At 46.4% G+C, this 20,104-nt stretch carries 16 protein-coding genes; 15 read left to right on the top strand and 1 reads right to left on the bottom strand.

What is annotated here, in order from left to right:
- Positions 1 to 56 precede the first annotated feature (56 nt).
- The 15 genes from ACKU40_RS05145 (at position 57) to ACKU40_RS05215 (ending at position 19,061) form a co-directional block, all read left to right on the top strand.
- Entirely contained in the window at positions 57 to 1,607 is a 1,551-nt protein-coding gene (locus ACKU40_RS05145) for an ABC transporter substrate-binding protein (RefSeq protein WP_320175448.1), read from the top strand.
- An 8-nt stretch (positions 1,608 to 1,615) separates the two neighbouring features.
- Positions 1,616 to 2,560 carry an ABC transporter permease gene (locus ACKU40_RS05150; protein WP_320175449.1) on the top strand — a complete coding sequence of 315 codons (945 nt, stop codon included), beginning with the start codon at positions 1,616 to 1,618 and terminating at the stop codon, positions 2,558 to 2,560.
- Positions 2,550 to 3,395, top strand: a complete 846-nt coding sequence (locus tag ACKU40_RS05155; RefSeq protein ID WP_320175450.1) for an ABC transporter permease — start codon at positions 2,550 to 2,552, stop codon at positions 3,393 to 3,395. Before ACKU40_RS05150 ends, ACKU40_RS05155 begins: the two co-directional genes overlap by 11 nt.
- 10 nt (positions 3,396 to 3,405) lie before the next feature.
- The gene (locus tag ACKU40_RS05160) at positions 3,406 to 4,356 is read left to right on the top strand and encodes an ABC transporter ATP-binding protein (RefSeq protein ID WP_320175451.1); all 951 of its coding nucleotides are present in this window, start codon (positions 3,406 to 3,408) and stop codon (positions 4,354 to 4,356) included.
- A complete protein-coding gene (locus ACKU40_RS05165; protein ID WP_320175452.1) occupies positions 4,338 to 5,282 on the top strand; it encodes an oligopeptide/dipeptide ABC transporter ATP-binding protein in 945 nt (314 codons plus the stop codon). The genes ACKU40_RS05160 and ACKU40_RS05165 overlap by 19 nt, the downstream gene beginning before the upstream one ends.
- 61 nt (positions 5,283 to 5,343) lie before the next feature.
- Positions 5,344 to 6,306 (top strand): sirohydrochlorin cobaltochelatase, encoded by a 963-nt coding sequence (locus ACKU40_RS05170; RefSeq protein ID WP_320175453.1) that lies wholly within the window; start codon positions 5,344 to 5,346, stop codon positions 6,304 to 6,306.
- Between the two features lie 1,162 nt (positions 6,307 to 7,468).
- A complete protein-coding gene (locus ACKU40_RS05175) occupies positions 7,469 to 8,407 on the top strand; it encodes a cysteine synthase family protein (RefSeq protein WP_320175454.1) in 939 nt (312 codons plus the stop codon).
- 279 nt (positions 8,408 to 8,686) lie between these two features.
- On the top strand, positions 8,687 to 10,753 hold the full coding sequence (locus ACKU40_RS05180; RefSeq protein ID WP_320175455.1) for a TonB-dependent receptor: 2,067 nt from the start codon (positions 8,687 to 8,689) through the stop codon (positions 10,751 to 10,753).
- A 57-nt stretch (positions 10,754 to 10,810) separates the two neighbouring features.
- Entirely contained in the window at positions 10,811 to 11,656 is an 846-nt protein-coding gene (locus ACKU40_RS05185) for a DUF4198 domain-containing protein (RefSeq protein ID WP_320175456.1), read from the top strand.
- A 53-nt stretch (positions 11,657 to 11,709) separates the two neighbouring features.
- Positions 11,710 to 14,043, top strand: coding sequence for an MMPL family transporter (locus ACKU40_RS05190; RefSeq protein ID WP_320175457.1), 2,334 nt, complete (start codon positions 11,710 to 11,712; stop codon positions 14,041 to 14,043).
- A 10-nt stretch (positions 14,044 to 14,053) separates the two neighbouring features.
- On the top strand, positions 14,054 to 14,812 hold the full coding sequence (locus ACKU40_RS05195) for a thioesterase domain-containing protein (protein ID WP_320175458.1): 759 nt from the start codon (positions 14,054 to 14,056) through the stop codon (positions 14,810 to 14,812).
- Positions 14,763 to 15,635: a 4'-phosphopantetheinyl transferase superfamily protein gene (locus tag ACKU40_RS05200; protein ID WP_320175459.1), complete on the top strand. Its 873-nt coding sequence runs from the start codon at positions 14,763 to 14,765 to the stop codon at positions 15,633 to 15,635. The genes ACKU40_RS05195 and ACKU40_RS05200 overlap by 50 nt, the downstream gene beginning before the upstream one ends.
- A 28-nt stretch (positions 15,636 to 15,663) precedes the next feature.
- Positions 15,664 to 16,797 carry a saccharopine dehydrogenase NADP-binding domain-containing protein gene (locus tag ACKU40_RS05205; RefSeq protein WP_320175460.1) on the top strand — a complete coding sequence of 378 codons (1,134 nt, stop codon included), beginning with the start codon at positions 15,664 to 15,666 and terminating at the stop codon, positions 16,795 to 16,797.
- Positions 16,798 to 17,562: an outer membrane lipoprotein-sorting protein gene (locus ACKU40_RS05210; protein ID WP_320175461.1), complete on the top strand. Its 765-nt coding sequence runs from the start codon at positions 16,798 to 16,800 to the stop codon at positions 17,560 to 17,562. It abuts the gene before it with no gap.
- 32 nt (positions 17,563 to 17,594) lie between these two features.
- Positions 17,595 to 19,061 (top strand): DUF1302 family protein, encoded by a 1,467-nt coding sequence (locus ACKU40_RS05215; protein WP_320175462.1) that lies wholly within the window; start codon positions 17,595 to 17,597, stop codon positions 19,059 to 19,061.
- 8 nt (positions 19,062 to 19,069) lie between these two features.
- On the opposite strand, the gene ACKU40_RS05220 is transcribed toward ACKU40_RS05215, so the two are convergent.
- Complete coding sequence (locus ACKU40_RS05220) at positions 19,070 to 20,062, bottom strand: AraC family transcriptional regulator (RefSeq protein WP_320175463.1); 993 nt, start codon at positions 20,060 to 20,062, stop codon at positions 19,070 to 19,072.
- Positions 20,063 to 20,104 lie beyond the last annotated feature (42 nt).

The raw sequence follows: 20,104 nt of genomic DNA on the forward strand, positions 1-20,104 counted from the left end.
GATGCATGTCACTTTTTTCTTTAGCGTGTCAACAATTTAATCAAGATGGAGGAATCATGTTACTGAACTGTCGCCTGTCCCTTAAAATATTTATGCTGAGCCTATTTCTGGTTGTTGCGTTGAGCTCCGCAGTTTTTGCCGCTGAAAGTGTGTTGAACGTTGCAGGACCGTGGGGTCCTAAGACACTGGACATTCAAAAAACCGGATATGTGTTTAAGCGTCTGGGAGTTACTGAGAATTTAATCGAAGTGGGTCAAGATCTGGAGCTGAAGCCCGGTCTGGCTGAGTCCTGGGTGGTTTCACCGGATAAGAAGACCTGGACTTTCACCCTCCGCAAGGGAATCGTTTTTCACGACGGAACCGCTCTCAGTGCCGAGGTGGTCAAGTCCTGTCTGGAACGGTTGCAGAAAAAAGGCTCCCTGCTAAAAGCAGTCCCGCTTGAAAGTATTGAGGCTCCTGATGATCACACTCTCGTGCTGAAGACGTCGGAGCCTTTTGCTCCGCTGGGAGCATATCTGTCCATGGGTGAAACTTCTCCTCTGGCAATATCTTCTTTTGATGCTGCGGGTGAAATTGTTAAGCCTGTGGGAACCGGGCCTTTTGTATTTGAAAGCTGGAAAGTGAAGGATCACGTTACCACCAAGCGCAACCCTGATTACTGGGGCGAAAAGGCGAAGATTGCCAAGGTAGTTTATCGCGGTGTTCCCAATGCCATTACTCGTCTGGGCATGCTCCGCGCCGGAGACCTAGACATCGCTATGATTTTGCCGCCTGATTCTGTCGCATCGATAAAGAAGTCCGATAAATTCGAAATTTTTAGAACTGCGGTAGGTCGATGCCGTATGGTGGCATTGAATATGGCGGAAGGGCCTTTTGCCGATGTGCTTGTGCGAAAGGCTGCCAGCATGGCTGTAAACCGCGATGACCTTGTCAAGTACGTACTTGAGGGAATGGGGGAATCCGCAACTACTTTATATCCTCCCATGGTTTATTGGGCGAATGATAAGTTGAAAGGGTTTTCTTTTGATCAAGCAGGAGCAAAGAAGCTACTTGATCAGGCCGGTTGGAAGGATGCTGACGGTGATGGCGTAAGGGAGAAGGACGGTAAAAAGCTTAAGGTCAAGCTGGTTACTTATCCAGAGCGTGCAGCTTTGCCTCCTACTGCTGAAGTTGTGCAGGCTCAGTTGAACGAGGTCGGCTTTGATGTAGAACTGGTTGTAACTCAGGTTGACGCAGCACAGTCAATCCGCAACAGAGGCGATTTCGATATGTTCCTGGTCGGACGTGGACTGCTGTTTGTTCCAGACCCGGATTACAATCTTATGAAGGACTACTATTCTGCCAACACTGTCAAAAAGGGCTGGGGTGCTTACCACTTTAGTAATCCCAAAGTCGATGAACTCCTGTTGGAAGGCAGAAAGGTTTTCAAACAGGTTGAACGTAAATCCATCTATGATCAGGTTCAGGCAATACTCATGGAGGAAGTCCCTATGATATTCCTCAACTACTATGTGAATGTGGATGCTGTGGCCAAAGGTGTTGAAGGATACACAATGCATCCTACTGAAAGCAGCTATCATCTGGAAACCGTTACCCTGAAAAAGTAACAGTGTTTTTGTTCATAATAAAAAGAATCGCATCGCTGGCTCCGGTTATGTTCGGGGTCAGCGTTGCGGCTTTTCTATCACTGGTACTTAGTCCGGGGAATCCGGCTGAAATAGCTCTGCGCTCATTAACCGAATCGGAGACACCTCCGAAGGCTGCCGTGTTGGAGCTTGAAAAAGAAATGGGACTGGATCGGCCTATACATGTTCAGTACTGGCGCTGGCTCAAGAGGACCGTTGGAGGGGATCTTGGCCGTTCCTATCAAACAGGACAGACTGTGGTTTCCGAAATAAAGCAGGCTTTAGGTCCATCCGCGCTATTGGCGGGAACAGCAATTTTGTTGGCCTTGTTTATAGTTCTCCCTCTCGGTTCCATTTCCGCTGCCATGTCTGGAACGTGGGTGGATAAAGCCACTATGGCCGGGTCGTTGGCGGTCGTTTCTGTTCCGGATTTTTGCATTGCAATCATACTTTTCCTGATCTTTTCCGTGCAAATGGATCTGTTGCCTGTTGCAGGATACGGATCAATTGCAAACCTGATCCTTCCGGCATTGACTCTGGCTATTTCCAGTTCCGGGATAACAACGCGGCTGATGCGTACATGCATGGTTCAGGCTCTCGAGGAAAAGTATGTAATCACCGCACGCTCAAAAGGCATGGGGGAGTATCGTGTAACCGGACGCCACGCTATGAAGAATGCTCTTCCTCCGGTATTGACCTATCTGGGAGCGCAGATGGGGTATCTGTTCGGCGGAGCTGTGGTGGTTGAGTCAATTTTTCTCTGGCCCGGTCTGGGAAGTTTGCTAGTCGAGGCGGTCAAGGCCCGTGATATTTATGTTGTTCAGGGATGCGTGCTGGTCATTGCCTGTATCTATGTCTTAATCAATCTTGCCATGGATATAATTCAGGCAGGTCTTGATTCAAGAATTCGGGAGGGGCTCAGTCATGCAGGATAGTCGATTGACCCCCGGTATGTTGATCGGGCTGATTCTATGTCTTGGCCTTATGTTTTGCGCGATATTCGCTCCTGAAATAGCTCCGCATGACCCGGATCGGCAGCATCTTGCCCATAGGCTGGAGGGGCCGAGTGAAAAGTTTCCCCTCGGGGCGGACAAGCTGGGGCGTTGTGTTGCCAGCCGCATTATTCACGGATTGCGTCCGTCGCTAGGTCTTGCTGTTTCTGTTACAGCCATGGCTGCTTTGGTTGGAACTCTCTTTGGTGTGTGCGCCGCATATTTTCGACCCCTCGATGCTTTGCTTATGCGGATCACCGATTGCTTCTTTGCTTTTCCGGGCTTTGTCATGGCTCTTATCGCCATCAGTATCATGGGGCCGAGCACGACCAGTCTGGTTATAGCTTTAGGACTGCCGGGATGGCCGAAATATGCCAGAGTTGTCCGGTCTAAAGCCTTAGCCCTGCGCGAATGCGGATATGTTGAAGCCAGTCGGGCTATTGGGGCGGGGCCTCTTTACATTCTTCGATATTGCATTCTGCCCGGAGTTTTGCCCTCTGTGATAACTATTTCCACACTGGGTATAGGGGGCAAGGTTATTCACATCGCCGGGTTGGGTTTTCTGGGGCTGGGGGTACAGCCACCAACTCCGGAATGGGGGACTATGCTCATTAAAGGAATACCCGTGCTTGAATCTGCCCCTCACATTTCTCTTTCAGCAATGGCGGCGATTTCAGTAAGTGTCCTTGCTTTTACCCTGCTGGGGGAAGGACTGCGGAATATGCTTGATCCGCGCAGCAACCTTTCAGACTGGCGCAAAATGCAAACTGTCTCCTGAGGATATATGTATGAATAAACTGTATCAAGAAGACAGAAGGTTGCTTCAGGTCAATAACTTGAAAGTCCATTTTAAATCTGCGGATGGCATTGTCCGGGCTGTGGATAAAGTGAGCTTCAGCCTTAAACGCGGAGAGAAGGCTTGCCTTGTCGGTGAATCCGGCTGCGGAAAAACTATTCTGGCTTTGTCGTTGCTGCGTTTGCTTCCTCCCGGGGCTAAACTGGCCGGCGAGGTCCTGTTTCAAGGTGTAGATTTGCTACAGATCCCGGAAAAGGAAATGCGGATGGTCAGGCGTCAGGGCATGGGGATGATTTTTGAACAGCCCTCGGCTTACCTTAACCCGCTTTTTCCTGTTGGGTGGCAGGTCGCTGAAGTGGTCAGGCTAAGCCGCGGTTGCAGTAGGCGGGATGCAAAAAGAAGGGCGTTGCGCCTTCTTGATTTGGCCCGCATACCTGAAGCCCGAAAAAGATACAGACAGTTTCCGCATCAATTGTCAGGTGGCATGAGACAGCGGGTTATGATTTCCATGGCTTTAGCCAAAGATCCTGCTCTGCTTGTGGCGGATGAACCGACTACAGCTCTCGATCCAACAGTAAGACGCAGTATCCTTACATTGTTACGGGACTGCCTTGATGAGACCGGGGCTGCTCTCTTGTGTATTACCCATGATTGGGAAGCCGCACGCAGGCTCTGCGAGACTGCTGCTGTAATGTATGCCGGACAGATTCTTGAGGTTGGTCCAGCCGGACAGGTTCTGGATAGTCCGAAGCATCCCTACGCATCGGCTTTGCGCCGTTCCATGGGTGGGGAAAGGCCTGAACCGATACCGGGAAATCCTCCGGCTCTGACCGATTTGCCGTGCGGGTGTAGATTTCAGCCCAGATGTAACTGCTCATCTGAACAGTGTGCTTCAGTTGTTCCTGAATTCAATGGAGGAGTGCGTTGCCACAACCATCAGTGATTGAGATTAAGGGTTTGCGCAAGAGTTACGGTTCCGGTTTCTTTTTAAGGCAGGTTAATACGGCGGTAAGAGATGTCTCGTTGAATATTGCACCGGGAAGGACTCTTGCCGTTGTCGGAGAATCTGGTTGTGGCAAGACCACATTGGCTCGTATGGCGGCAGGGTTACTTAAGCCGGATTTCGGTTTCATAACATTCAGGGGTAAAAATTTTGCTCACTGGGATAGAAAGGACTTGCGCAAAAGTATACAGGTGGTTTTTCAGGATGCGGACGGGTCGCTTAACCCGAGTTTCAGTGCCCGTGATTTGCTGCTGGAACCTCTATTGCTTCATGGTTTGCCTCGTAGTGAAGCAGAAGAGCGACTGCCCGAATTGCTTTCCATGGTTGGATTGGTGACGGATCTGTTGCAGCGCCATCCGCATGAGATGTCCGGCGGGCAACGTCAACGCATAGGGATCGCAAGGGCTATGTCCCTTTCCCCGGAACTGGTTATTGCCGATGAACCTGTTTCTTCGTTGGACCGCTCCATTCAGGCTCAGATTCTTAGCCTGTTGCAATCCTTTCAGGAGAACAATGGAGTCTCATATCTTTATATATCCCATGATCTTGGTTCAGTGAGGGCTATTGCCCATGAGGTGGCAGTCATGCTCGGCGGAGTGTTCGTTGAGACCGGACCGGCGGAAGAAGTTTTCAGTAATCCTATTCATCCGTACACGAAGCTGCTTCTTACCGATGAAAATCATGCAGAGCCGCATTTCGAACATGATTTTATGGATATTGAAAACAGACAGAGTACAGAAAACGGATGCCCATTTGCCTTCTATTGCAAGCACTCCGAAACGCAATGCATAAGGGACGTCAGCGGACTAATTGAGGTTGAACCGGGACGATTGGTGCGTTGCAGGGCAATGCGCAGAATTACTTGAAATTTTCTAACTGATTTGACCTTTACCTTTTGATCTTAGACTTAAAAAAGTGAGAGTAGTTATGCATCTTGATTCAGAAAAGAATATATTAGGCAACCACCATGCTCATGACCACGCTTCCGGCGAAGAATGCGTACACGGCTGCCACCACCACGACCATCATGACCATTGCGATCACCATCACGGTGATCATAGTCATTCATATGATTATGCGCCCGGACCACTGGAGGGTAAAACCGGAATTTTGCTGACCGCTTTTGGCTGCGCTCTGCCTGATACCCATTATCTTTATGATAGATTTGAAGATGAGGTCCGGGAAAGATATCCGGATATGGATGTTCGTTGGGCTTTCACAGCAAACCGCATTCGCAGGAAATTGAGCAGTCGTGGTATCCCTGCCTTTTCTGTTGCGGAAGCTCTTTCACAGATGATTGATGACGGATTCAGTCATGTGGCGGTGCAGTCCCTGCACACTTTGCCCGGAGTTGAATATGACTGGGTGGAGCAGCAGGCTCGATCCATGTGTCATCCTCGTAAGGGACTCAGTCGGGTGACCCTTGGGGCTCCCATGCTCAATAAGATGGAAGATCTTGACCATACTGTGCAGGCTGTATCCGGCTATCTGCCGCCGGACCGCAAGGAAGATGAAGGGGTTATCCTTATTGGGCACGGAACCTATCACAAGGGACATACTGCCTATATGGCATTGGAAGGTTTGCTTTCCAGATCATTGCCCAATGTGCTTGTGGGTACACTCATGGACAAGTCAGGGCCTGCAGAACTTGGCTCCCACTTTTTGGACCGGGGAATCAGTAAGATCCATCTCGTTCCTTTCATGTGCGTTCCCGGTCATCATGTACAGGTTGACTTGTTTGGTGAGGGCGAGAAGTCGTGGAAGAGTATACTTTCTGGCATGGGTTGCGAAGTTCTGCCAGTGTTTAAAGGTTCTCTGGAACATAAAGATTTTCGGAATATCTGGCATGATCATTTGGCTGAGGCAGTTGCTGAATTGAAAGTGGATTAATCGTTTTTTTTCCTGTCCGCAAACTGTCTGCAAATTTGCGTATAGAATTTGGTAGTTTTAGGTTTTTTCGGCAGTTTTGAAAATGGACTGAAACAGATCTAGGTCGCAGGTATTAAGGGATAACGGGCATTCCAGGCGGAAAATTTAATCTCCTGTCAGTCAATTCGTATTCAGCATGGCGTTAGGGGCATTCCGTTTGTTGGCCCCATTAAAATATAGCCTCACAGTGTGTTAGCGCATAGTGGGGCTCTTTTGCTTTAGTAATAAGGTGTTGGAAGAGTTGCTACAACCGCTTTGTTTTTTATCGAGTGATAGAAAACTCAGGTGCTGTTTTAGCAGAAACCTCAATGGACTAGAATATTTTAAGGGTATTACCGTCCGTATTCCATGGATGCGGCTATATTCAGGCTGAAATATTAGAAAAGATATTCCAGGGGATTGAGCTTCGACCCTTCAGCGTTTGCAGGGGCAATAAGCTATGTTCCAGAGTCCTTTTCAGCTCCTGTGGAAAGGGCGGAACCCTTAGGAAGTCATAAAAAGAGCCTGTTTACGCGAACAGGCTTGAAATATTAGGACAGCAAAAAGGTGAGTAAAATTTGTTAATTTTACTCACCTTTTTGCTGTAAACGATTGAAATAATTGGCGGGCAATACAAGATTCGAACTTGTGACCTTCAGCTCCGGAGGCTACGGAATCGTATCCTGTGTATGTTATTTCAGGTAGTTAACACCCGTTCTTTTCTCTTATATTACGTTCTCACCTGCTAAAAAGGTGAGTGAAAGGTGAGTAAAAATTATTTTATTAAATGAGAGAAAAGGGAAGAAGGATAAATCAAGACGGTTGCCTAATAACAGAAGGCAAACTGGGGTTATTATGACCTAGTCTCTACAGTGAACGGTTCATATTTCTCACACAATTATCACTTGCAGAACTAATTATTGAACCTAGCGAACGTTATATAACGATTTTTTGACCGTGACATATCCAGTGTGTTGCCTGTAAGCGACTAAATTACAGTCTTATTTTGCTGTATGTTTTGTGTCTTGCTTCATCTTTAATTTTAATTTTGTCGTAAGAGCTTTGTTTGACAAAGTTCCTACAGACTCTTAGTTGAAAATGAATTTTAATTTCACAAAATACCCAGCCATTATAGGAGTGTAAAATGATTTTAGAAAATGTCCTTAAATGCGTAGGAAATACGCCGTGTTTTGGCTTGAATTTAGGCAATGGCATTGTCCATGCCAAGGCTGAATTTATGAATCCCAGTGGTTCTGTGAAGGACCGTGTAGCAGCAAGAATCATCGACCTTGCAATCAAGGACGGAAGTTTGCGTCCGGGGATGTGTATTGCTGAAGCTTCCAGCGGCAATATGGGTATTTCGTTGGCTATGGCCGGTGCTGCCTACGGTTATGATGTTACAATTTATATGTGCGAGACCGCGAGTATTGAACGTCGGAATTTAATGCGTATGCTCGGCGCGAATGTGATACTTACGCCAGCACATCAGAGTGTCGGCGGGGCAGTCGAGGCGCTTAAAGTTGATGCCGTTTCAAATCCGAATTTATTTCTAGTTAATCAATTCAGCAACAAAGAAAATATACTTGCCCATTACAATGGAACAGGAAAGGAAATCTGGGCAGATACGGACGGCAAAATTGATTGTTTCATAAATGGAATAGGCAGTGGCGGGACATTGATGGGTGTAGGTTCCTATTTGAGAGAACGTAATCCTGATGTGCACTTGATTGCCGTTGAGCCTAAAGGCGCGGCCGCGCTCCTTGGGCATAAACCTAAAATACACAGTATTGAAGGTATCGGGGATGGTTTTCTGCCTGAAATTGTCGACCCGCAATCCATAGATTCCATTATTGAAATTTCGGATTCTCAGGCTATTAAGTATGCGCATATGCTGGCGCGCGAAATGGGCATTTTTGTTGGAATGTCAGCAGGGGCAAATCTTGCGGCTGCCGTAATGATAATGGAAGAACATCCAGATTGGCGTGTGGCTACAATTCTTCCAGACCGGGCAGAGCGTTATTTTAGTACTCAACTGTTTAATGAACAGAATGACCTCGTTGATAAAGGTCCTGCCGCTGCATAAATATATAAAAACAGTCTATTTAAGCTTTATAAAATTTAATTCTAATGAATTGAATTTGACTCAACAAGAGCAGTGTCCAGACGGCTTTAAACGCGTCTGGGCGCTGCTCTTGTTTTGTATTATCAATTATTTCACCTGATTTGTTTCTGTCGATGAAAGGAATAATTCACATGATGTAAGATTGATATTGAAAGTCAATATAAACAGGTCCTGAAACAACTAAATCCTCATGAGGTGCAAAGGAAAACAAACTTATGGGGCTTTATCAGGAGTGAAAGAATGAAGATGAAGAAGATCTATGGAGCTATGTCGCTGGTCGTCGCGCTGTTGCTGACGACCGCTGCATATGCTGAGGAAAAAAAAGAGTATCAACTCGAAAGCATGACGGTAACAGCCCAGAAAGTTGGCGAGGACATTCAGGATGTACCGATCAGTATTTCTGCATTCTCAGATGTGACGCTCGAGGAAAAGGAAATCAACAAATTCGACGAGTTGATCCAGTATGTCCCTAACATGTTTTTGCGCCAAAACAGTGTGGACAGTGAGATCGTGATCAGGGGTATCTCCTCTTACGCGAGCTCTCTGTTTTCTACAGCCGGTTTTTATGTGGATGGTGTCAACTATCCTATCCACCAGATGCAGGACATGGATTTTATAGATATTGAACGCGTTGAAGTACTAAAGGGACCTCAAGGTGTTCTATATGGTCGAAACTCTCAGTCCGGTGTTGTGAGTATCATTACAAAGCAACCTTCAAATGAATTCTCTGCAAAATTATATGCTGATATTGGTGCATGGAATACTGAGAATTCAAAATTTATTTTTAGAGAGGGCTTTAATGCAAATATTCCTCTGAAAGAAGATATCTTCAATATGAGAGTAAGCTTTCAAAAGGAAGATTCTAAGGGATGGATGGAGAATATTTATAGTAATGATGATGCCATGGAAGTGGATCATATTGGTGGTAGGGCTACTGCTCTTTGGACTCCAAATGATGATCTGAATATTACATTTATCTTTGAAGGCAGAAATAAAGATGATGGTATTGGGGTCTATCGTTTTAAAAGCGGTGAGTATTCTACGCCCCGTAATGAGATTGCATGGGATGGCAGCAATAGAAACGAAGTCTATTCCGATTCTGAGATTATCAAAATGGAATATGATGCAGGTTATTTTGATATTACTTCCATTACTGGTCGTCATGGATATTTTCAAAAGTATGTCAACGATTATGACATGAGTACTCAAGCCTATGGTGATTCCGGAAGTACTTACGATGTACAGGTTATCAGTGAAGAGTTCAGACTTTCTTCCAAGGAAGATAAAAATGCTGTGATTGACTGGCTTGGCGGAATTTATGCCTACAAAGAGGATCTGAATACAGATTATTTCGGATATGGAAAGCATAATACTGACCAAGATAACTGGGGGACAGCTCTCTTTGGTCAGGGAACATGGAATATGACTCCTGATTGGCACCTCACTTTGGGGGCGCGTGTAGATTACGTTAATTTGGATGGTAAAAAGGACCTTGATCTCACAGATTACGGGGAAGGAACAAGCACTCTTAAAGGCAGTATCAGCTCTGTTGAATTTCTCCCTAGTGCAACCATTGCTTATGACATTACTCCGGACATAGCTTCTTACGCCAAGGTTAGCCGAGGGTATCTCGCCGGTGGTTTTGACTACGCTACCTCAGTCACTGATGAGCAGTTCAAATACGATCCTGAATATAGCATGAACTACGAATTAGGCATGAAGTCTACTTGGCTTGATAAAAGTCTGACTGCAAACGTAGCCATGTTTTATATTGATATTACCGATAAACAAGTGGCCCAGTTAGAGCCTACTGCCACCAACCCAGACAACAGACGAATTGTTAACGCCGCTAAAGCTCAGTCCTATGGTGCAGAGTTAGAACTCCAGTTTAAGCCTATTGACGGGCTCCTGCTTTCTTCTTCTGTCGGTTATGTGGACAGCCGTTTGCGTGATTGGAAAACAGTTGAAGATCCTTTTGATTACGACGGTAAGAAAACTCCCGGCTCTCCTGACTGGACCTACACTTTCGGTGCTACCTACCGTTGGGATAACGGTTTCATGGTCAGTGCTGATTGCACCGGTCTCAGTTCCTACTACACAGATCCCAAAAACCAGAATGAAGTTGACGGACGTTTCTTAGTTAATCCGAGTATCGGATACGAAGGTGAAAACTTCGATGTGGTTCTCTGGGCGAAAAACGTTTTCAACGAAAATTACACCGAGAACGAATGGGATTGGGCCGGCAGTACTTTGGTTCAGCAGGGTGAACCGGGATCATACGGTATCCGGGTTGGCTATCACTTCTAAAAGATTGAATCCGGCCCGTATCAGGAATACGGGCCGGATAATACTAAGGAGAATAATATGGCTAGAAAATTATGGATAAACATGAATGAGTCTTTTGGCTTGCATAAATCTCTTGAAACTCCTCCGTGGCATTATTTCGTAAGTCTCGGTTACGGCCATGTCGTCCCCAACGATGATTTTGTTGATGTAGCTTTAACTTTGGATTCATTCGAGTTGCTTTCTCCTTCTATGAAAAAGACAGCTTTGCGTCTTCCTGAAGGTAAGGTGGAGAGCCTTGAGTCTGCTGCCGGGGCAACAGTTAGTATCGGCGATGTTGCACCGCGAAAAATAGCTTTTAATGGTGATGCTGAAAAAGGGGTTCATCAGGTCGTTGCTGCTACAAAAGAGGAGTTTTTCGCTCTCTGGGAGGAAGACGGTAAAGTACAAACCGCGAATCTTCCCCTGAATGAAGTTGCTGATAAAAATGTACTTACCAGCGTAAAATATCAGGCTTTCGCTAAAACTTTTCTGAAAAATGAAGAGTGGAAACAGCCGGAAGCTTTGGGCCACTCTCTTGAAATAATCCCTTTGACGGACCTCAGTGATGTCCATGTCGGTGACTGGGTCACATTTCAGGTTGATTTTATGGGCAAACCATTCACCTGCACTCAGGAATCCATGGAGTTCCTCCTAGCTTCTTCCAACACTTTTGGAGGAGAGGGAGGAGGTGATTTGGAAGGGTTCTTTCTTTCAGCCTACATCGTTAATGGACGTGCCAGAATCAAATTACCTACAGCTGGACAATGGCTCATCAATGTTTTTTCCAGACAGGATGTCACCCCTGACAATGAATTGAAAGAGTTAAGCGACAGCTGCCGCAAGGTCTACTACGGCAGTAGCGTCACCTTTAACGTGAAAGCCTAAAAAGTAATTATAAGGGGGGCGTATGACGCTCCCCGTATTCAGAGAGAAATATAATGACTGAACGATCTTATGCTTTTTTTTCTTCCTTGGGAGAGCTGCTGGTTAAACGCAGATGGATTTGCTTTCTCCTTGTAATCGTTCTCAGCGCATCTGCTGTGTTCTTGTCACAAGGGTTGAAGTTTAACGGATCTCTTAAAGTCTGGTTTGTTGAAGACGATCCCGCCATGCAGCGTCTTGATGATTTTAAGAGAGAATTCGGCAATGACCATTTTGTTTATCTGCTCGCAGAGCCTGCTGAAGGCGGTGATGTTTTTACTCCGGATACAGTAAATTTACTGCGTGATCTGGCAAATGAACTGGAAGCCGAAGTTCCGTATCTTAAGGATATGAACTGGGTTGGTAATGCTGAGACAGTTGATTCCATGGTGGGCGGAATCAAGATCGTACGTCTGTTTGACGAAGATGTTCCTGAAGACGGCGGTGAAATGCTCGAAAGAAGGGGGCGGGCACTTGCGGAAGAAGATTTTGTCGGGCGTTTTATTTCCTCGGGTGGCGATGTGGCCGGGATTCTCCTCGAAATGGATGCTTATCCTGAGGGAGCCGCAAACCCTGAGTCAATGGTTGCGTATAAAGTATACTCGGTCCTTAAAAAGGATAAGTACTCAAAATTGAAGACATGGGTGGTTGGTGAGCCCGCATTCATGTTCAATTACAATGTGCTGGCAGGGAAGGAGACCCCTATGCTTTTCGGACTCTGCATACTGGTGCAGTTGATCCTGCTGGCTTTGCTAACTAGGTCTTTTCGTTCTTCGGTCGCTCCATTGCTTGTCGTTGTGTTGAGTGTCATATGGACATTCGGGTTAATCGGTTTAATTGGATTTGACTTGAACCTATTGATCATTGGACTTCCTGTTATTCTGGTCTGCGTGGGCATCGGTGATGCCGTTCATGTTATTGTTGCCTTTAATTCTGAATACCGAGCCGGGGTTCCCCGTAAAGAGGCTTTGAAGAATGCTGTGGCCAAGGTGGCCCTGCCTTGTCTGCTGACCTCTGCCACTACTGCAGCTGGTTTCTTTTCATTTATTACAGCTCCCATGGAGCCTTTTCGGGAAATGGCTTTATATGTTCCCGGAGGTGTTTTTGCCGCGTTGATTCTGACTTTTCTACTGGTGCCCTTTATCTTCTCCTTCGGGCGGGAACACCCCAGGAAGATGGTTGAGAATATTGCAGAACGGAAAAGTGATGTCTTTGACAAAGTATTTGGAAAGATAGCTGATCTGGTGCTTTCCGCTCCCAAAAAAATATCGGTTTTATTCTCCATTGTAGCGTTAATGGGGCTTATTGGCGCTTTCTATGTTCAGATTGAGACAAATAATACCCATTTGCTGACCAAAGAAGTGCTCATGAGGCAGGCCATAGAACATGTGGACTCTTCCATGGGTGGCTCAATGGCTATCGAAGTTATTCTGGATACCAATACACCTGATGGCGTTAAAAAAGTCGAATTCCTTAAGCATATGCAGGAGCTGGAGAATATTATTGAACAGAATCCGCTGGTGGCTGACACAACAAGTGTTCTTGATGCGCTTAGAAAAGTGCGTCGAGCCATGCATGGAGGAGATGAAGCTTATTACGCCTTGCCGGAGAATGACAAAGCGGCTTCAGAATATCTTTTTCTCTACGAAATGTCGGGCGGTGATCAGTTGGATAAGATGTTATCTTTTGACGGCTCGGTTGCCCGTATCAATGTAAGGACTTCTGCCCTTGGAACAAGGGAAGCGCGCCAGTTGCGGGAAGAAATTCTTGCTGAGGCTGCAAAGTTTATCCCTGAAAATGTAAAGGTGGAAACAACTGGTTCCGTGGACCTTTCTGTAGCTCTTACTGACAATATCGCGTTGGGGCAGAATACCAGTTTCGCTATGGCCTTTGTAGCCATTACCCTGATGATGATTTTGTCCATGCGTTCAATCAAGGTCGGTATTCTGAGTATGGTGCCGAATGTCTTTCCCGTCTTGATGGTTATGGGGCTGCTCGGAGCGGCCGGTATTTTCATGGATACGGTTGTGATGAGTGTTAGTGCCATGATTATCGGTGTTGCGGTGGACGACACGGTTCACTTCTTTATCCGTCTTCGCCGGGAATTTGAGGCATCGGGCAAATATGAATCCGCTGTCCGGGCAACCATAATGGGTGCCGGTAGACCGTTGCTGTTCACCACACTGGCTCTGTCTCTAGGCTTTGCGACACTGATGTTCTCGGTAATGACCGGTTGGATCAAGGTTGGAGCTCTTGCCGGATATGCATTTTCATGTGCGCTTCTGGCAGACTTGTTCTTAGCTCCGGCTCTGGTGCTGATCTTTAAGCCTTTCGGACCTGAGAAAGAATAAGGAGAAGAAAATGTCAGCTTGGATTATGCCGGAAATTAAAAACTCAGCACGGGGACGGCTGTTCTGCTTTCCCTTTGCCGGTGGCGGAGCTTCTGCTTATCGCAACTGGCTGGGTGAATCATCTGATGATCTGGAGATTATAGCCATACAGCCTCCGGGACGTGAAAACAGAATGGGGGACCGCCCCTTGGAAAGCATGGATGAAATTGTAACCGAAGCTGTACGTGAGATTATGAAGTTTGGCGATTGTCCGTTTTCATTTTTCGGACATAGCCTTGGAGCCAGAGTCGCTTTCGAATGCGTGCGTAGGCTTCGTCAACTGAACTGCCCGCTACCGGAGCATTTATTTGTTTCCGGCAGCAGGTCTCCTGAGATCCCGGAACCGAAACCATTGCACCACCTCGATGACAGCAGCTTTGTGGAAGAGTTGAAACGTTTTAGCGGTACTCCGCAGGTCATCCTTGAGAACAGGGAGTTGATGGAGTTGTTTCTGCCCATCCTGCGTGCTGATTTTACTGTGGACGAGACATATAGCTTTGTTGAAGCAGCACCTCTGACAGTACCTGTTACTGCTTTTTGTGGCACTGATGACGAAGAAGCGACCCTTGAGGAAATGGAAGGGTGGCGCAGGCATACAGCCAGCTCTTTCTTCTTGCATTCTGTGAAAGGGGAGCACTTTTTTATCCTTGAATCTTGGCGTGATGTTCTTGGGTGTATCCGTGAAACACTCTCTTCGCACGAATCATTCTATTTACGCGATGCAGTATAAAACTGAATTGGGAGGAGAATCAGGGGCTGGCCCGGTTTCCTCCCTATTTCCTGAATTGCGGTTGAAGTCTGTCTCCTACGAAGATTTGGCCGTCTTTCTAGCATCTGCGCGGAATTCTGATTTTTGGTTGTCCAAGGAAACTATTCATATCTGGAAAATCATAAATAAAGGGCAGACGGTCCCTTCCGGGTATCTGGCTTTACTTTCCGAAGATGAAAAGAAGCGTGCTTCTCTCATGTCCACCCCGCTTTTGAAGTCCAGTTTTTTGTATTTCCGTATTTTCTTGCGTTGTCTGCTGTCTTTGTATGTCGGTAGTGGGCCTCAAGAACTGTGTTTCTCTTACAATGATTATGGAAAACCAAAGCTTGGTAGTGAAAATATATTTTTTAATATTTCCCATTCTGGCGATCTGGCTGTTGCTGCGTTCTCCGGCTGCAATGAACTGGGAGTGGATATTGAACGTGTAAGACCAGTTCCGGAAGCCGTGGAGATCGCTCGAAATTCTTTTTCCCGTATTGAAACGCGCTGGATTAGCGCGGTGGAAGGGATGGAGCGCTATAAACGTTTTTTGCGTTGCTGGGTCATACGTGAAGCCTGCGTAAAGGCCATAGGAACAGGACTTTCCATGCCGCTTAATTCATTTGAGGTCCAGTTGCCGGAAATGGCCGGAATTAATCAAAAAGGATCATTATATGGACGGCCTTTTGTCGTGGGTCTGGACTCTGAGCATCGGTTGTTAGTGCGTGAATTTTTCCTTGATGATTCTTATCTGGGAGCATTGGCGGTTTTGCATAAGCACCCGAATTTCTTACTATCATGCTGAATCTTGAACAAGTAGTAGGTGTCCTTTTATGAAAAAGATCGGAATCTTAGGTGGGTATGGAAAGGTTGGAAGTGTTGCAGCTGACCATCTGGCCAAAATCGATGGTGTTGAATTGTTGATTGCCGGACGCAATGAAAGTGCAGCCTTAAATGCCGCCATTGAACTGGAAAGCAATTACGCGAATGAAAGCGGTAAATCGTTTCAGGGGATTGGGGTAGATGTTCATGACCCTTCTTCTCTAGCTGCGTTCTGTGAGCAGTGCGATGTGGTTTTGAATTGCACCGGACCAACAGCACTTATCGGTGATGTGGTGGCAAGATCCGCAATACTTAATGGCGCGCATTTCGTTGATCCCGGCGGATATGATTATGTCTTGGATCAACTTGAAGATCTACGCGATAAGGCAGCTGAGAAAAATCTTAATATTTGTTTTGCCGCAGGCATTGTGCCAGGAATTTCCGCATTACTTCCTGCTCTGGCAGCAGCTGATTTCACTGAGGTTCATACCCTGAATTGTTATTTTGCCGGGGAAGACAGCTGGTCTTATGGCTCTGCTTACGACATGACCTGCGGCATGCACGAACTCAGTCAGCTTGGCCCCTGCATGATTTATAAGGGCGAAGAACAGAAGCTGGCCTTTCCTGAAAGGGTAATTCACTTTCCTACACTTCCGGAGCCAATGGGGAAGAGTTTGGCCCAGCCTTTTTATACCAAGGAATTCAAGAGATTCTGCAAGCACATAGCTGCAGAGGAGGCTCGTTGTTTCTGGGTTAATACCGGGCTTGCCTTCTTTTTGGCTTTGGGAGCTGTCCGCTTATTTAAGCTGTACCGTTCAGGTAGCCAGATAGAGCGTTCTGCAAAAATGTTGTGCCGCGCTTCGGCTATGGATGGCAAAAGAAGACCCCCCAAAGGTTATATGCTCTGCACTGTAATCAAAGGAATTTGTGACGGGACCCAAAAGACAAAGACCTATTGGCTGTATTTTCCTGATTCATACACTGGAACCGGACTTGCTTCCGGGCTGATGGCGCAAAAGATTGCTGAGGCCCCGTCAGAAAAGTCAGTAATGGGCTTTTTACCGGACATGGTTGAGGCTTCTGAGATTTTATCCGTTTTGGAAAATGAAGGAATTCGCCTGCAAGTGAAGGCTGGAGGAATATAGATGTTTAAGAAAATGTTCATGGTGATAATGATGGTTATGGCGTTCTCCTCTCCGGCTGCGGCCATTACCGGGCAGGAAGTTGCTGAACGTATGGATGCTGTTGATGTCAGCAAATGCGGTCAGATGGATGTGGTTATGGTTATCAGCCGTGGTGAGCAGAAAATGGCCCGGGCTATGACAGTGCGTAAGAAGAAATTTGATGATTCGGAAAAGCAGGTTATCCACTTTGCAAGACCCGCGGATGTGCGCGGCACTTCATATCTGACATGGTCCTATAAGGATGTCGGTATGGAAGATGATATGTGGGTTTATATGCCCTCGGAATCGTTGGTGCGCAGGATAAGCGGGGGAGGCAAGAAAGGTCCTTTCATGCGTAGCGATTATGCCAACGAGGATATCTCCCGTCGGGAGGTCGTGGATGACAAACACACATTGGTCGGTGAAGAGAATCTTTTCGGGGTAGATTGCTATGTCGTTGAAATGGTTCCGGTGCTGCCCGCAAAGACGAATTATACCAAACGATTGGTTTGGATTCGCAAGGATATCTGGCTACCCGCAAAAATCGAGTATTACAATAAGAAAAACGCCATGTTCAAGGAGCTTCTGTATGGCGGCTATAAAAAGATACAGGGTATCTGGACAACTACCCGCCAGAAAATGACAACTCCCGCACGCGGCACTGAAACGATCATGGAGTACCGTAACGTTGAATACAACACTGGTCTTGATGACGCTATTTTTCAGCAGACTGATTTGAAGCGCTGATATTGGAATTGATTTTGTCCAAGACTGAAAAAATGAATACATATAAAAGAGTTGTGTCTATTGATCTGGTGTTGAGAAACAGCTTTTACCTGTTATTGCTGGGGATATTGGCGATGCTGGGCATTGCCTGTCTTTCCAGTACTGTCTGCGCGGAAGAGAGTGCTTCTTCCGCACAGGTTCAGGAATACAGCTCGAACGCGGTTCAAGGGGACCCGTTTGCCGTTGAAGGAGATTCATTTGATTCTCTGATTGAGGAAAGCCCGGAGCTTTCCACGCTTGATGAAGATGATAATAAATTTGCTCTCGGTGGATATCTTGAGTCGCGGAACCAGTTATCATTGGTTCATTTTGATGAGCCGATCTCCCTGCGCCAGAGACTTCGGCTTGAGGGAGGTTGGAAGCATAAAGAGTTTTCTGCTTTCGTCAGTACTGATACTGATCTCGAAGCAGCAGCCTATACATGGGAAGGGGAGAACAGGGCTAAGTCTTTTGAGCTTAAAGAGTGTTATTTGACCTACGATACTGAGTCACTTGATATGCTTATCGGGCGCAAAATCCATCGTTGGGGAACTGGTGACGGTGTAAACCCTCTGGATTTAATCAACCCTCTGGATGTCAGGGATCCTGTAGCGGCAGGTAATGCTGATAACCGTGTACCAACATTTTTGATGAGTACTACTTATTCAGTCGGCGCATGGTCATTGGAAGGAGTTCTTCTACCTAGAGGAAGTGTAAACGACCAGTTGCATCAGGGGAATCCTTGGCCCCCTAAAGGTTTGCGTGATCTGTATACCCTTGAAGATCAGGGAGAACTGAACCTTGAGGGGCGGGATGTCCCAGATGAGTGGTTCAGTGATATGGAATTTGGGGGAAAACTTACGGCGACTCTAGGCAAGATCGACCTTTCATTTATCGCATATTCCGGTTTCATCAATTCTCCATTATATAAATATGATGCCGGAACTGCCGGAGTTCCTTCCTATACGCCTGTATATCCCAGTTTTTCAGCTTTTGGTTTTAACTTCGCCTCCAGTCTTGGTGATTCTTCCACTTTGCGGGGCGAGTTCGCCTACAAGCCTTCGTATCCTGTGGCTATTGTTGAGGGCGATGGTATTGGCCGTCGTGACCTCTGGCAGGGTGTTCTCGGCGTGGATTATGACTATGAAGGTGCGTATTATCTTAACATTCAGTTTTTTGCCGATTTGTTCGCGGGCAACCTCTTAGGGGAGTCCGGCACTGTGAACAGTCCCAGAAGTAGGTATGGCATCACCTATGAGTTAAGCGGTAAGTATTTTAATGATGATTTGAAAGCTGGCGTACGCGGTTCTGCGTACGCCAGCAATGACGGAACGCTGACTGATATTTTCAGTGAGTACCAGTTCGGTGACAATTGGAAGTTGTCTTCCGGGGTTATGATCTGGACAGGTGATGCATCAGGAACAATGGGACAATATGATTCGAACGATACGCTCTATATGACAGTCAGATATTCATTTTAAAAGAACAGCTAGACTATCAGGGCAGATATGCTTCTTTGTTGCTGCTTTAAGTGTTCAGCCTGATAACGTTTCGGCTGCAGTCCGTATTGGTCGACAAACGCGCGTGACAGGTGGCTTGGGCTGGAGAATCCGCATTCATAAGCAACTTCGGCAACACTCCTTCTTCCGTCTTCAAGCATTCTTCTTGAGCACTCCAGTCTTTCCTGCCTCAAAACTCCGAAAACGGTATTGCCGTATATTGTTTTAAAAAGCTGATTGAGTCGAGTGTGAGTTATGCCGGCCTGTTTAGCCAGATCCAGAAGCGAAGGCGGAGACGCAATATCCCGCATCAGTATTTCGTATGCTCGCATGACCGCCTGATGCTCGTAAGTCGTGATTTTTTTTGTTTTTATCAATGCACAATCAAGAAGGCTGAGCTGAGTGTACATGAGCTCAAGTGCTTTGTATTCAAGGAATATCTTTTTCATCGAACCGTTAAGCATGCATTCCATAATCTGCTGTGCTGTTATTTGAATGGGTAGCGGCAATTCTGTTTTGTGAAAGAACGGTAGTGGATTTTTTGACTTGATCTTCGCATGAAGCTGCGGGCAGACTGAGTGTCCGGCTTCATCAACAAGATGAAGCAGTGTTTCAGGATGAATCTGCAGACCGACAGATTGTAGTGGTACTCCTTTTTGTGTTGTAGAAATTCCTTTAGTTTCAGGTAGATAAGATAAGGTTAGTTTTTGGCTGTCAGTTTTAATTGAATGTTGTTTTTGAGTTTTATCAATAACATTAAGTCGCGTGTCCCCCGACAAGCAGTACAGAAATTCGACTGGTGCGGAATCGGATTCAAATTCAAATTGTACAGTTTCTTCCAATGCCGGAAGATTCTGGACAATTAACTTGATGCCGCTCCTGATCTGATACTCCTCCCACGCTACCTCCTCTTGCGACTCCAGAAGCCATTTGTTTGAAACATTATCACAATGTTTCCAGTTGTTTGTGTTGATTACAACCATAGTTTCCTCCAATTCAGAGGCAACATAACACCGCCTCTTTGA

This window comes from Maridesulfovibrio sp., assembly GCF_963666665.1.
In the GTDB taxonomy this organism is placed as follows: Bacteria; Desulfobacterota; Desulfovibrionia; order Desulfovibrionales; family Desulfovibrionaceae; genus Maridesulfovibrio.

What these genes read in the sequence shown, in the direction of transcription:
- ACKU40_RS05145 (WP_320175448.1), top strand. Translation starts at nt 57, where the DNA reads ATGTTACTGAACTGTCGCCTGTCCCTTAAAATATTTATGCTGAGCCTA.
- ACKU40_RS05155 (WP_320175450.1), top strand. Translation starts at nt 2,550, where the DNA reads ATGCAGGATAGTCGATTGACCCCCGGTATGTTGATCGGGCTGATTCTA.
- ACKU40_RS05160 (WP_320175451.1), top strand. Translation starts at nt 3,406, where the DNA reads ATGAATAAACTGTATCAAGAAGACAGAAGGTTGCTTCAGGTCAATAAC.
- ACKU40_RS05170 (WP_320175453.1), top strand. Translation starts at nt 5,344, where the DNA reads ATGCATCTTGATTCAGAAAAGAATATATTAGGCAACCACCATGCTCAT.
- ACKU40_RS05175 (WP_320175454.1), top strand. Translation starts at nt 7,469, where the DNA reads ATGATTTTAGAAAATGTCCTTAAATGCGTAGGAAATACGCCGTGTTTT.
- ACKU40_RS05180 (WP_320175455.1), top strand. Translation starts at nt 8,687, where the DNA reads ATGAAGATGAAGAAGATCTATGGAGCTATGTCGCTGGTCGTCGCGCTG.
- ACKU40_RS05185 (WP_320175456.1), top strand. Translation starts at nt 10,811, where the DNA reads ATGGCTAGAAAATTATGGATAAACATGAATGAGTCTTTTGGCTTGCAT.
- ACKU40_RS05190 (WP_320175457.1), top strand. Translation starts at nt 11,710, where the DNA reads ATGACTGAACGATCTTATGCTTTTTTTTCTTCCTTGGGAGAGCTGCTG.
- ACKU40_RS05195 (WP_320175458.1), top strand. Translation starts at nt 14,054, where the DNA reads ATGTCAGCTTGGATTATGCCGGAAATTAAAAACTCAGCACGGGGACGG.
- ACKU40_RS05205 (WP_320175460.1), top strand. Translation starts at nt 15,664, where the DNA reads ATGAAAAAGATCGGAATCTTAGGTGGGTATGGAAAGGTTGGAAGTGTT.
- ACKU40_RS05210 (WP_320175461.1), top strand. Translation starts at nt 16,798, where the DNA reads ATGTTTAAGAAAATGTTCATGGTGATAATGATGGTTATGGCGTTCTCC.
- ACKU40_RS05215 (WP_320175462.1), top strand. Translation starts at nt 17,595, where the DNA reads ATGAATACATATAAAAGAGTTGTGTCTATTGATCTGGTGTTGAGAAAC.
- ACKU40_RS05220 (WP_320175463.1), bottom strand. Translation starts at nt 20,062, where the DNA reads ATGGTTGTAATCAACACAAACAACTGGAAACATTGTGATAATGTTTCA.